11 protein-coding genes are annotated in these 11,833 nt (G+C 33.8%); 4 read left to right on the top strand and 7 right to left on the bottom strand.

All coding sequences use genetic code 11. From position 1 onward, the window contains the following. Positions 1 to 22: 22 nt before the first annotated feature. The 4 genes from EOV51_RS07245 to EOV51_RS07230 are packed head-to-tail and all read right to left on the bottom strand — an operon-like array spanning position 23 to position 4,529. Positions 23 to 1,615 (bottom strand): MFS transporter, encoded by a 1,593-nt coding sequence (locus EOV51_RS07245; protein WP_128151352.1) that lies wholly within the window; start codon positions 1,613 to 1,615, stop codon positions 23 to 25. Further along, a complete protein-coding gene (locus EOV51_RS07240) occupies positions 1,612 to 2,787 on the bottom strand; it encodes an HlyD family secretion protein (protein WP_128151350.1) in 1,176 nt (391 codons plus the stop codon). The genes EOV51_RS07245 and EOV51_RS07240 overlap by 4 nt, the downstream gene beginning before the upstream one ends. Before the next feature lie 13 nt (positions 2,788 to 2,800). Then, complete coding sequence (locus tag EOV51_RS07235) at positions 2,801 to 4,105, bottom strand: TolC family protein (RefSeq protein WP_128151348.1); 1,305 nt, start codon at positions 4,103 to 4,105, stop codon at positions 2,801 to 2,803. Continuing rightward, positions 4,095 to 4,529, bottom strand: coding sequence for a MarR family winged helix-turn-helix transcriptional regulator (locus EOV51_RS07230; protein ID WP_128151346.1), 435 nt, complete (start codon positions 4,527 to 4,529; stop codon positions 4,095 to 4,097). Before EOV51_RS07230 ends, EOV51_RS07235 begins: the two co-directional genes overlap by 11 nt. A 180-nt stretch (positions 4,530 to 4,709) precedes the next feature. Here EOV51_RS07230 and EOV51_RS07225 point away from each other — a divergent pair, with 180 nt between their 5' ends. The 4 genes from EOV51_RS07225 (at position 4,710) to EOV51_RS07210 (ending at position 7,290) form a co-directional block, all read left to right on the top strand. Further along, a complete protein-coding gene (locus tag EOV51_RS07225) occupies positions 4,710 to 5,624 on the top strand; it encodes a polysaccharide deacetylase family protein (RefSeq protein ID WP_128151344.1) in 915 nt (304 codons plus the stop codon). 264 nt (positions 5,625 to 5,888) lie between these two features. Continuing rightward, positions 5,889 to 6,311, top strand: coding sequence for a hypothetical protein (locus EOV51_RS07220; RefSeq protein WP_128151342.1), 423 nt, complete (start codon positions 5,889 to 5,891; stop codon positions 6,309 to 6,311). A gap of 66 nt (positions 6,312 to 6,377) precedes the next feature. Continuing rightward, positions 6,378 to 6,734: an HMG-box domain-containing protein gene (locus EOV51_RS07215; RefSeq protein ID WP_128151340.1), complete on the top strand. Its 357-nt coding sequence runs from the start codon at positions 6,378 to 6,380 to the stop codon at positions 6,732 to 6,734. Continuing rightward, the gene (locus EOV51_RS07210) at positions 6,706 to 7,290 is read left to right on the top strand and encodes an RNA polymerase sigma factor (RefSeq protein WP_228427762.1); all 585 of its coding nucleotides are present in this window, start codon (positions 6,706 to 6,708) and stop codon (positions 7,288 to 7,290) included. Before EOV51_RS07215 ends, EOV51_RS07210 begins: the two co-directional genes overlap by 29 nt. Positions 7,291 to 7,390: 100 nt before the next feature. On the opposite strand, the gene EOV51_RS07205 is transcribed toward EOV51_RS07210, so the two are convergent. The 3 genes from EOV51_RS07205 to EOV51_RS07195 are packed head-to-tail and all read right to left on the bottom strand — an operon-like array spanning position 7,391 to position 11,624. Further along, positions 7,391 to 8,440, bottom strand: a complete 1,050-nt coding sequence (locus EOV51_RS07205; protein ID WP_128151338.1) for an NAD(P)H-dependent glycerol-3-phosphate dehydrogenase — start codon at positions 8,438 to 8,440, stop codon at positions 7,391 to 7,393. 27 nt (positions 8,441 to 8,467) lie between these two features. After that, positions 8,468 to 10,027 (bottom strand): xylulokinase, encoded by a 1,560-nt coding sequence (locus tag EOV51_RS07200; RefSeq protein ID WP_128151336.1) that lies wholly within the window; start codon positions 10,025 to 10,027, stop codon positions 8,468 to 8,470. Between the two features lie 25 nt (positions 10,028 to 10,052). After that, complete coding sequence (locus EOV51_RS07195; RefSeq protein ID WP_128151334.1) at positions 10,053 to 11,624, bottom strand: xylulokinase; 1,572 nt, start codon at positions 11,622 to 11,624, stop codon at positions 10,053 to 10,055. Between the last annotated feature and the right edge of the window lie 209 nt (positions 11,625 to 11,833).

Raw genomic sequence — 11,833 nt, 5'->3', positions numbered from 1 at the left:
AAGATACGAAGGTTATCTATTTCTAACCCATATCTCTACCCCACTTAATAAATTTTAATTTTTTATGGTTATTAAATGGATATATTAAAACTATTATTAAAATTGCGATACCTGTAATCACCAGCCATCCTAAAAGTATTTTTAGTGTTATGGTAAGAGCCTGAACCTGCAACAAACCATTAATACTGGTAAGTGCATATTGTTGTGCCTGATATCCTCCTAAACCTTTTTCTATACCCATTTTATAGTATTGAGTATATCGTTCCATTGCTATTGGATTTGTATTGGTGATATTTTCCGATAATTTTACAACATAATGCTGCTGCAAACGGTAAATAGAATTTGAGAAAACGGAGGAACTTATTGCAGGTGCTAAAGCAGAACGTATACCTATCAGAAAAAAAGCATTATATACCAATTTTTCCTGTGGAATTCCTTGTACTACATATACTCCAAAAACTACAAATGTAATCAGCATACCCATTCCCCTGAGGAACATAGGGACATAAAGAAGACGATATTCTCCCTGAGGGCTAATAGTGAAATAAAGAATGGCACAAGAAGCTACCAGACATAGAAAACCTGCAAATATGATTAAATTAACTCTTCTTTCCTTTTTGAACCACCAGGCGCAAATAATACCTCCGATAATAAAACCGGGAATTGCTATAATATATAATTCGTAAAGACGATTGTTTTCCAGTTTTAACACGTTGATTACGTAGGTAGATACTAGTACGCTTGCCGACACATAAAACATACAGATAAACATTACGATATATCCTACTGTTGAATTCGTATTTTTGAGTATACTTAAATCAACGTATGAATCTTCTTTAATAAGCTGTCGCCTGATGAACAAGATCAAGCTGATGGGAATGACTAAAAAAGTAGTTATAAATATGGATTTAGATGAAAACCAATCTAAAGTTTTACCATAGGTAAAAACATAAATAACGGCAATGTAAAATATAGAGCATAAAATAACGCTGAGCCAGTCTGCATCAAGCAAAGGTACGATAGAAGGCAGTTCTGAGTACTTGAAAGTCAATAAGACTGCTATAACAGCCACCAGTAATAGGGCAATCATAAAATAATACATGTGCTGCCAATTATATCGGTAAGCTAATTCTGAAGTAAGGATCATAGATAGCTGACTTAATGCTAATGTTACCGGATAAAATTTAGCATAAAAGAGTCCTCGTTTATTATCCGGGCTAAGCATAGGCATTAAAATAAGTATAATTTCCAGTAATGCAAATGCTTTAAAAAAGCCGATGAAAAAACTACATACAGCAATAATAATCATTTTGTCTGTTTCAGCACAGATTATGCTTAATATAATCTGAAAAAGCAACGTAAATAATAATACATTTTTTACAGTGATAACAGGCCTCAGCTTAATAATCAACGGATATGCAATCGCCATTCCTGCTGAGGTGGAAAAATATGCCATATTAATATCTTCTGACATAACCCCCAGAGAACCGGATATGTCAATGGAACTACCTGTGTAAGCTCCATTAATTAACATAATAGGCGCCATAATGGTATAAGCTACCATGTACATTAACCAGCGAGGCGTACGATTTCGAAAAATATGTCTGTGAATCATTTAATTTCAGCTTCGGTTTCGACCATCATTCCTGCCCGTAATTTATCTTTATCTTCTTTCGACATTGCGGTAAATTCAATTCTAACAGGTATCCGCTGCTGAATTTTAACAAAATTCCCCGCAGAGTTGTCTGTTGGTATCATGGAATATTTGGAACCAGTTGCCTCAGAGATCGCAACTACCCTTCCCTCAAATACTTTATCTTTTACAGCATCAACTCTGATATTCACTTTCTGTCCTATATATATGTTAGCAATTTGTTTTTCTTTATAGTTAGCTGTAACCCATTTATCGTTATTTTTTACAATATTGGTAAGCACCTGCCCTGCCTGAACCAACTCTCCTATTTCTATAGATTTTCTGCCAACATATCCGTCATAAGGTGCTGTAATTACTGTATAGGTTAAATTTAATTTCGCCATATCCAGATTTGCCTGACTTCTCAATATTAAAGCTTCTGCATTCTCCTGTTTTTTACTTATACCCTCGCTACTCGATACATTGGTTTGTTTTTGTCTTACTAAAGATTCATATTTTGCCTGATAAGCCTCATATTCTGTTTTTTTCTGATCAAATTGCTGTTGTGGAACAGATTCTTCTTTTAATAAATTTTCATATCTTAAATAATCTTTTCGGGCATTTTCCATTCTTACCCTTGCTTCTGCTATATTGGCTTCAGAGACCGCTACAGTATTTTCGGAAGTTCGGATATTAAACGAAAGTACTTCCTTAGATGCCTGAGCATCTTTAAGAGCTGCCTGGGCATCCAGCAATCTGATTTTTAATTCACTGTCATCAATTATGACTAATGTATCTCCTGCTTTAACTTTTTGATGTTCATTGAAACGTATTTCTTTAATATATCCAGCTATCCTTGTATTTACTGGAGTAATGTATTGATCTATTACCGCATCATTAGTAATTTCATATTCATAGTATCTCCAGAAATAATGTATAACCCAGCCTATTCCAATTAAAGTAATCAAAATACAGATGCTGTTAACAATAATATTTCTTCTGAGTTTCTTTTTTAACTTTATATGCAACTGTTTATCTGCTTCTCTTTTTTTCAACTGATGCTCCTGTTGTCTGGCAGATGACGCTGATTGAGTTTTATTTCCCTTATTTTGTTCAGGATTTATATTTTCATCATTTTCTTTTATCTCTTCCATAAGTAATTATATATTAAAGATTACCGCTTGCATTTAATAATTGATAATAAGTGTAAATAGAATTAGCTTTGGCTAAAGTAAGCTGCAATTCTGCATTTAACTGGACCGATGAAGCATCTAATAAATCTGTTAAAATAGCCAGCTGATTGTAATATTTATTATTGGTGATCCTGTAATTGTCTTTTGCCTGTTCAACAGTTTTCATTAATACTTCTACACGGTTGACAGCTTCAAGATGTTTGGTATAAAAAGATTTTATATTGATTCTTATACTTTGCTCTGTTTGTTCCTTTATATTTTCCTGAAGATCGATATTGTACTTAGCCTGATTCATCGTATATTTATGATCAAACCACGAGGATAAATTATATGTTAATCCCAAGGTTATTCCCCAGCTATTCAAATATAAATCTTGTGCGGGACTTGTTGAAGTTATGGGGCGTGTTAAATTATTACCGGCATTGAGAGTCAGAATCGGTAAGTATTTTGATTTTGCTATTTTCTCATCTATTTTAGCTTTTTCAATATTGAACTTCGAAATTTTTAACTGAGGATAGTTTTCATAACTCTGCTTAACGTAATATTCTTCTAAGTTTACTACTAATTCTTTTTCAAGAAAATCCATATCCGGGATAATAATGTAATTTTCATTAAAGCCTAAAACGATATCCAATTGTTGTGAAATAATATTTATATCATCTCGTGTTTCATTTAATGACAACTGATAATTAGATACGACAATCTGATTTCTTAAAACATCATTGTTCGTTACAATCCCCTGATTTTTCAAATTTTGAATATTATGAAGATTTTTTTCGGCTTCTTTGATATTCTCCTCTAATACTTCTTTTTGTTTATATAATCTGAATAGATCCAGATAGTTTTTAATCAAAAATAATTTTATATCAGAAATATCTTTTTCCAGATCTAATTCCGCTATTTGTCGTTCCAACGAAGCCTCTTTAATCGTGTTTTTTATTTTACCTCCCTCATAAATAGGCTGATTTAGCTCAAGACTATACTTTTGTTGCCAGTCTGGCATTTTAGGATGACCTAAATATGATAAATCAGTATTATAGATAGTAGGCTTGCCAACATATCCATTACTTGCTGTTAATCCTACCTGAGGAAGTCTTTTGATTTTGGTCAGATTCTCTTTTTCTACAGATATATCCGACTTAATTTTACTGGCTCTTATTTTAGTACTTGTCCGGACTCCTTTTTCAAATAATTCTTCAACTCCCAGGTTATAAGTGAATTGTGAATATCCATACCCAAACAAATTAAGACAGATAAATATAATTAATTTATTCTTCATATATACTCTCTTTAAATGCCTTTTCAATCGTCCCTAATTGTTTTATACATGACAATACCTCTTGTTGTTCTACTCTTTTTAAGGTATTTCCATAAATATTTTTTAATATCTCCTGTATTTCAGTTTTCATTGCTATTCCTTTATCAGTAAGATGTATAAGTTTATTTCTTTTATCAGACTCATCTTCTATCCGACTAATTAATCCTTTTTTTTCCAGGTTTTTAAGTATGTAAGATAAACTGGATTTATCTCTAAACGTTTTATTGGCAATTTCTTGCTGATTAAGAACATCTTCATCAAATAAGCAAGACATAATCTGAAACATTTCAAAGGTTAAAAAAATTCCTTTTTCTCTCATTTTTTGTTGAAAAGCCTGCCTGTAAGAGGTTTGAACTTTCAATAATGCATAAATAAAATCTTTCATTATTTTTATTTGAAGCTGCAAAATTAAAAAAAATAGTTGAATATTCAACTATAAGGATACGATAATATTTTTAACCGTTTACCTGAAAGTTTTTGTAATTTTGCAATTGCACATCTATAAATTGTTAAAAAAATCTTAAATTTGTATTAAAATTATATTAAAATAGTTCTTAAATTTATTATGAAAACCATCTATTACACATTACTATTCACTTATTTTATTGCCTTGGGATGCAAAAAAGAAACTGTAAAAAACTATTCTTCCAATTATAATGACACTACTGTATCAACTGTTAAAGAAAAAGATTCGTCTACACTAACCGATACTATAAAAAAAAATAGTGATTTGCCTGTTGACAATGAAGAAAAAGAATCTCAACAAGAAATGACAACGTCAGCAATAGATAGCAGCAAATATTATATTTATTTTACATTAGATGACGGACCACAACCCGGAACGCGTATTTGCAAAAATATACTTAAGGAAAATAATGTTAGAGCTACTTTCTTTATGGTTGGAGCACATAATGAAGGTAAGGAAAGAAATGATCTGGTAGACTCCATTAATAATGATCAATTATTCATTGTAAGTAATCACAGCAATACTCATGCACACAACAAATATGCACTATTTTATAGTAAACCTACTTCTTCTTTTCAGGATTTTATAACTGCTGAAAACAAGTTAAACATAAAACACAAAATTGCTCGTCTGCCTGGTAGAAATACCTGGGCCATTGGCAACAAAGTTAAAGGAGAACCTTCTGCTTTTGCCGTAGCAAAAAAATTAGATTCTGCCGGATATAAAGTTTACGGCTGGGATCTGGAATGGAGGTTTATACACGGAAATATACCTCTTGAAAGTGCCTCTCAAATGGTAAAGAATGTAGAATCAAAACTGAAAAGTGGTAAAACTTTTATGCCTAAATCTATTGTTATTCTGGTTCATGACAGAATGTTCCAGAGACCTCAGTATGCAGATTCTCTACGTAAATTTATAACTGCTCTAAAACAAAATGATAAATACATTTTTGAAACACTTGATAAATATCCGACCTTAACTTCAATTGATAAAAAACCTTTAGAAAAAAAATAATTCGAATCTACCACATAGCTTTACACAAAATAAACAATCTTTAAAGAAATACAGGATATGAAATATCCTGTATTTCTTCAATAATATTCATTATTCTTCAATAACTATCCTCCCATTTATTAAAATAAGCTTTAAGCATTTCTTACATAACTCAATTTTATTTTTTATATATTTTTTACATATAATAAAATATTTTCATTTCTGAACTGTCTACCTTTATAGAGAGGCCCTCAAAAATTACAAAAAATATAAAAGTAAATAATTATGGTAAGTCAAAAATTTAAGTCCAGTTCTTTGCGTGAAAATATATTTCCGTGGAATGAATTCGGTAAAAATCTTTTTTCAGCTAATGAAAATTTAAGTATTGAACAAAAAATTCAATTGATAGATCATCGGATAGCAGCTTTCAGAAAAAATTATTTTCCTTTGGCACTGTTTAGTAAAAGATTTAAACATTTTAGGATATTGGAAGAAAATTGGTCAAAAATGAATACCCAACAAAAAATAAAATTTATTCATGATAATGAATACAGTATGAATGAAGAAATTAATGAAGTTTCATTAATTACAGAGTTGGATAAAAAATGTAATTCATGGCTTTCTATGTCTACTGATGATAAAAAGCTATGGTTACAACAAAAAAAGATTACAACTTTTAATCTTGTCGTTGAAAATTATTTTTTTTAATTCTAGTTTATAAATATAAAGGGGTTCATAATTATGATATGAAAACCATTTTAAATACTTAATATAATGAAACAAAGATTTTTTTTAATTAAAATAGCCGGATTTGCCATATTGTGTTTTATAGTAATGCTTTTGTGGAACTGGCTTACACCTGTACTATTTACTCTCCCCACTATAAACTATCTACAATCAGTCGGACTGGTATTACTTTGCAGGCTATTATTCGGCAGATTTAATCCTGAATTTTACAATTCTGAAAATATGCGGAGAAATCCTATGAAAGAAAAATGGATGAAAATGTCTGATGATGAAAGGGAAGTTTTTATAAAAAAAATAAGAGAACGACCTAGCTGGAGAAAAGATCGATTTTTTAACAGAAATAAAACCGATAACGATGACTCCAGCACTGAACATGAAAAATAAATCAGGATCCCGTGTGGAAGATATATTTAATGAGCATCATTCTAGATTAAAATCATTTATAGGAAAGCGTGTGAAAAATTCTGAAGATGTTCAGGATATTTTACAGGATGTTTTTTATCAACTTATTAAAACCATGCAAAATGATTTGAACCCTATTGAACAAATGACTGCCTGGTTATACCGAGTAACAAGGAATATTATTATTAATAAAGGGAAAAAGAAAAAAGAAGAAGAACTTCCTGTTTATAAAAATGATGATACGGATATTTTAACCGATTTTTCTGAAATCATATTCAACAAAAGCAATCGGGTTTCAACTCCTGAGACGGAATATCTTCGTACACTTATATGGGAAGAACTAGAAAAATCATTATCAGAGTTACCTGGTGAACAAAGAGAAATTTTTGAACTTATGGAACTTGAAGGACTTTCCGCCAAAGATATTTCTCTGACTTTAAATATTCCAGTTAACACTATTTTATCCCGTAAACATTATGCAGTTTTACATCTTAGAAAAAAAATGATAGCTTTATATAAAGAATTATTAACTGAGTAATTATCAAAAATAATTAAGTAGCTTAAAACAAAAACATCTGATGTTTTTCACATCAGATGTTTTTTACAAAATACATAAATAATTCTAATAGGTTAATCTATTATTCCGGCATTTTTGGTAGAACAGCTTCAGATAAGATCTCAACTACTGGGCGTTCTGTTCCAGCCAGAATTTCGTTTACAGCTTTTAATAATGATAGTTCTTCTACTAACTGCGGGGCAGATTGCTGAACTAATGTAGCAGCCAATCCTGCGGCCGGTACTCCTTCTACTGTTTGTTCCAGTCGATCCATTTCAGCTAATGCTTCTTTAGCAGTTTCACCTCTTCCGATTCTTACTCCGTAAACTTTATTTCTTCCGGATAAACCTGTTACTTCTAAATCCCCTACTCCGGGAAGACCGAAGGCTGTTTCCATTTTTGCACCTAAAGCCTGTCCCAAAAGAGACATTTCTCTAACCGCTCTGTTAAAAGTTGCCGCTTTTAAATTATGGTGAGGAAAGCCTGTGCCTTCTTCTAAACCATCAGCTATACCTAGAGCAATGGCATAAACATTTTTCATAGGAGCACAAATTTCCACACCGGTTTCATCATCGGTTGCTTCAATACAATATACTTTAGTTCTTGCCTCTTTTGCATATTTACGTGAAACCTCCAGATTTTTGCATCCGAAAATGGTTGCTGTGGGTTTTCCTTCTGCACATTCGTTTGCTTTTACTGGTCCGGCTATAGCTACTATCGGAGGAATAGATACTCCTTTTTGTTTAGCTAAAGTTCTGATGGCTTCCGGAAGTAACTGTATCTTGCCATTTTCATCAGGACAAAAACCTTTGGACGTTAACCACAGAGCTTTAGCTTTTGATATTCCATTGAGTGCTAACTCTGTTACTTTAGGCACCCCTACTGAAGCCACCGACATAACTACCACGTCTGCACCATCTAAAGCTTTTTCCAAATCATCTGAACGATATAATTTTACTCCTTTAGCTAAAGGAACATTAGTTCTTGGGTGTGGTTTACCTGCTTCACATGCATCCAGTAAATGATCATCCAGCCAGGTTCCCCATAACCGGACTTCCCATCCTGCATTAGACACCGGGGTACATAGTCCTGAACCCATCGCTCCTGCTCCTAAAATTGTTATAACTGCCATTATTGTTTCGTTTAATTGTTTATTATTTTATAATTCTGTTTTTGGTGATTCCGGACGGGTTGAAGGATATTTTTCTGATAATGTATTTAAACGCATAAAAATATCTTTTAACTGTGGATATATATCTTTTTGTATATCACCAACTTCTGTATATTGCTCATGTTTTTTCATGTCAGGTTCTATGGTTTCTCCAAAACGTGCCATCTGTTGTGAGGCATAAGCAATATCGGTATTACCAAATACACCAGTACTGGCCATAGCTTGCACTGAAGCTCCTAGAGCTGATATTTCATCTTCCAGACATATAGTGACCGGAATACCTGTAATATCAGTAACCATTTGTCTCCATAATTCGGAACGAGTTCCCCCACCCATAATTCTAAGAGATTTAAGTTTAGTCTGCGTACTTTTCTGAAGAAATTCCAAATTCATTTTTACCTCAAAGGTTATAGCTTCCAAGATCGAACGATACATATGTGCCCGTGAATGAGTTCCTCTCCAACCTACTACAGCTCCTCTTGCAAAAGCATCCCAGTAAGGACTTTGAACAGCATTCCAGTAAGGTAAAGTAACCAGCCCTTCACATCCCGGAGGTATTTTTGAAGCTTCTTCATCCAGCCGAATATCCGGTTCTCCTAACAGTTTGGGATCTCCTAATGCCTGGCGAAACCACCCTGCTAAATAAGCTCCTGAGTGCTGAACCACCTCAAAAATGTAATTTTCTGGAATTCCTGCTACATAACACCTATAGACAGGATCATATTTATATTCAGGACTCTGAACTCCAGCCACTACGGCTGTTCCTAAATTTAAATAGGCTATATCCGGAGTTACTGCTGCTGCACCTAATCCAGCTGCCATACCATCACCCGCACCCGCGATGACAGGGATATTTTTTGAAAGCCCCCATTGGGAAACCCATTCGGATTTTAACATACCTAACACTTCTCCCGGAGGAACTAAATCTGCCATTTGATCACGTCTAACTCCTGCAATTTCAAGAAGTTCCTGACTATAATCTCTTTTTCTGATGTCAAATAAACCTAATGTATCTGCACAAGCTTCAGAAGAGAGCCATTCACCTGTCATATTCCATGCTATATAACCATGAACATCGACAATTTTGTATGCCTTGTCCAGTGTTTCCGGTTCGTTTTCTTTTAACCATGCCAATTTATATATAGCAGGAGGCTCTCCCGGAGGTTTTCCTGACAGATCGTGTATGTAATGTGAACCAAATTTCTGAATTTGTTTCTTTGCTCTGGCATCTAACCAGAGAATTCCATTTCTGATAGGCCTCCCTTCTTTATCAAAAGGAGCAAAACTTTCACGCTGATGAGTAATCCCTATAGCTGCTATTCGTTCTTTTTCTTTAGCAGATAATTTAGAGACAACCTGTGCAATGCTATCTCGGGTTGTTTCCCACCACCGGACAGGATTATGTTCATAAAAATCCATTGCCGGTGTATGAAGCTGAATTGTATTTTTTGCTGTCTGCAGTACTTGACCGGACTGATCTACTACAATAGCTTTAGTAGCTGTTGTTGATGAATCTACGGCGATTACTAAAGGTCCTTCTGTTGCCATGTCTTTAGGTTTTAAAATTATATTTTTATAATTCTGCTTTTGGCGATTCAGGTTTAGTTGACGGGTATTTTTCCGACAAATTGTAAAGTTGTTCAAAAACATTTTTCAATTGTGGATATAATTGACGCTGTATATCTGCTACTTCATTGTATCTTTTGGTCTGTGATAAATCAGGTTCAACGGTATCGCCAAAGCTTGCCATTTCTTTTGCAGAATGGGCTACATCTTTAGAACCATGTGCCTGAATTCCTGCCATTGCAAGAACGGAGGCTCCTAATGCTGAAATTTCATCTTCCAAACAAACCGTAATCGGCAGCCCTATTGTATCAGCCATAATTTGTCTCCATAACTTTGAACGGGTTCCTCCTCCCATAGCTCTGATTGATTTTAGCGGCACTCCTGTACCTTTTTGAATAGATTCCAGATTGAATTTCATTTCAAAACCTATAGATTCCAGTATGGAACGATACATATGAGCTCTTGAATGAGTTCCTCTCCATCCGACTACAGCACCTCTAGCTACTGAATCCCAATAAGGACTTTGAACGGCATTCCAATATGGAAGTGTTACTAATCCTTCACAACCTGGAGGAATTTTAGATGCTTCTTCATCTAATAACGGATCCGGTTCTCCCAATAATTTAGGATCTCCTAATGATTGCCTGAACCAACCGGCCAGATACGATCCTGAAGATTGAAGAATTTCGAAAACATAATTATCTTTTATTCCTGATACGTGAGTTCTGAAAACCGGATCACATTTGTAAATTGGACTTTCTACCCCTGCATTTACAGCAGTTCCTAAGTTAAGAAATGCTACATCTGGAGATACAGCAGCAGCTCCTATACCTGCCGCCTGTCCATCTCCCAAGCCTGCAATAACAGGTATTGGTTTAGGCAGTTTCCATTCTGCCACGAGTTCCGGTTTTAACATATCCATTACATCAGCAGGCGAAACCAAATCTGCCATTTGCTCTCTTTTTACTCCTGCGATATTTAAAAGTTCACTACTATAGTCAAAGTTACGAATGTCCAGTAATCCTAAAGAATCAGTGGCCGCCACTGAGGACACCCATCTACCGGTAAGATTCCAGGCTATATAACCATGTACTTCTACCACTTTATATGCTTTTTCAAATATTTCAGGTTCATTTTCCTTTATCCATGCCATTTTATAAATTCCAGGTGTAACTCCCGGTGGTTTACCAGATAAATCATGCACATGAGGAGAGCCATATTTTCTTATCTGCTTGGTAGCCCTTCCATCTAACCAAAGAATACCATTACGCAAAGGTTTTCCCTGTTCATCAAACGGAGCAAAACTTTCTCTTTGATGTGTAATACCTATAGCGGAGACTCTTTCTCTGTCTTTTGCTGATAATTTTGAAAGCACCTCGCCTACACATTCTTTTGTAGTTTCCCACCATCGTAAAGGATTATGCTCATAAAAGTCCATAGCAGGTGTATGCAACTGAATATTTCTTTTTGCTGTTTCCCAGACCTTTCCGTTAACATCGACAATAATTGCTTTGGTTGAAGTTGTTGATGAATCGATTGCTATAACCAAAGGTCCATCGTTAGCTTTTTTTGCATTCATAGTTTTCTCTTTTTTTAATTTGGGTTTTAGTTGACAACTATTTTTATGTTCAACAAATATATTTACTAAATCGAAAGAAAACAATAATTAAACGCAATTTTTTTTAATGACAAATGACAGATAGCAAAATTTTACGAAAGAATATGAAAATAAAAAAACTTTATCATTCTTTTTCAAGAATCATTTAAAATGAGGTATTGTATAAAAAA

Source organism: Apibacter raozihei (assembly GCF_004014855.1).
Classification (GTDB): domain Bacteria; phylum Bacteroidota; class Bacteroidia; order Flavobacteriales; family Weeksellaceae; genus Apibacter; species Apibacter raozihei.
The sequence above is the reverse complement of the archived record's forward strand: the minus strand, read 5'-3'. Positions and strand labels throughout refer to the sequence as shown.

Bases quoted from the DNA above. Each gene is read 5' to 3' on its own strand.
- EOV51_RS07245 (WP_128151352.1), bottom strand. From the start codon at position 1,615: ATGATTCACAGACATATTTTTCGAAATCGTACGCCTCGCTGGTTAATG.
- EOV51_RS07240 (WP_128151350.1), bottom strand. From the start codon at position 2,787: ATGGAAGAGATAAAAGAAAATGATGAAAATATAAATCCTGAACAAAAT.
- EOV51_RS07235 (WP_128151348.1), bottom strand. From the start codon at position 4,105: ATGAAGAATAAATTAATTATATTTATCTGTCTTAATTTGTTTGGGTAT.
- EOV51_RS07230 (WP_128151346.1), bottom strand. From the start codon at position 4,529: ATGAAAGATTTTATTTATGCATTATTGAAAGTTCAAACCTCTTACAGG.
- EOV51_RS07225 (WP_128151344.1), top strand. From the start codon at position 4,710: ATGAAAACCATCTATTACACATTACTATTCACTTATTTTATTGCCTTG.
- EOV51_RS07220 (WP_128151342.1), top strand. From the start codon at position 5,889: ATGGTAAGTCAAAAATTTAAGTCCAGTTCTTTGCGTGAAAATATATTT.
- EOV51_RS07215 (WP_128151340.1), top strand. From the start codon at position 6,378: ATGAAACAAAGATTTTTTTTAATTAAAATAGCCGGATTTGCCATATTG.
- EOV51_RS07210 (WP_228427762.1), top strand. From the start codon at position 6,706: ATGACTCCAGCACTGAACATGAAAAATAAATCAGGATCCCGTGTGGAA.
- EOV51_RS07205 (WP_128151338.1), bottom strand. From the start codon at position 8,440: ATGGCAGTTATAACAATTTTAGGAGCAGGAGCGATGGGTTCAGGACTA.
- EOV51_RS07200 (WP_128151336.1), bottom strand. From the start codon at position 10,027: ATGGCAACAGAAGGACCTTTAGTAATCGCCGTAGATTCATCAACAACA.
- EOV51_RS07195 (WP_128151334.1), bottom strand. From the start codon at position 11,624: ATGAATGCAAAAAAAGCTAACGATGGACCTTTGGTTATAGCAATCGAT.